The sequence below is a fragment of the Psychrobacter sp. 1U2 genome, assembly GCF_051847575.1.
This window is the reverse complement of the sequence record NZ_JBPYDC010001601.1, coordinates 1-565: the sequence shown is the minus strand read 5'-3', so window position 1 is coordinate 565 and position 565 is coordinate 1. Positions and strand designations below refer to the sequence as shown.

Here is a 565-nt window from a genome sequence, read left to right as displayed (position 1 = left end):
AATCATGCAACTGCTCATCATCATCAGATAATTTAAAGCCTGTTACTGACTCTTGAAGCGCTGCTGCCATTTCGCTCAACTCACCAACTGAACGCGCAGTTGCCATTGTTCCTGATGAGGTTTGCGACGTAATATCTTGAATAATATTCATCGCATTAGAAATATGACCGGCAGACTCTGCCTGTTGCTGCGCCGCATTTGAGATGTTTTGAATCAAATCAGCCAACGTATTAGAAACGCTTTGCACTTCTTCTAGCGCCTCTCCAGCGTCTTTTGCTAAACGTGCCCCGCGTACAACTTCTGAAGTCGTTGTTTCCATTGACATAACTGCTTCACTAGTATCTGCCTGAATGGTCTTAACCAAGGTTTCAATCTGCTTGGTGGCATTTGCTGAACGCTCTGCTAGACGCTGAACTTCATCAGCAACTACCGCAAAACCACGACCAGCGTCGCCCGCCATGGATGCCTGAATAGCAGCGTTCAATGCCAAAACGTTGGTCTGATCTGCAATGTCATTGATAAGGCTTACAATATCACCAATCTCTTGTGATGATTCACCCAGACG

General features: G+C 45.8%; 1 protein-coding gene. It reads right to left on the bottom strand.

Annotated elements, in window-relative coordinates:
• Nucleotides 1–565, bottom strand: a 565-nt coding sequence (locus tag ACS8FD_RS23405) for a methyl-accepting chemotaxis protein (protein ID WP_439277614.1), incomplete at both ends; no start/stop codon positions are given.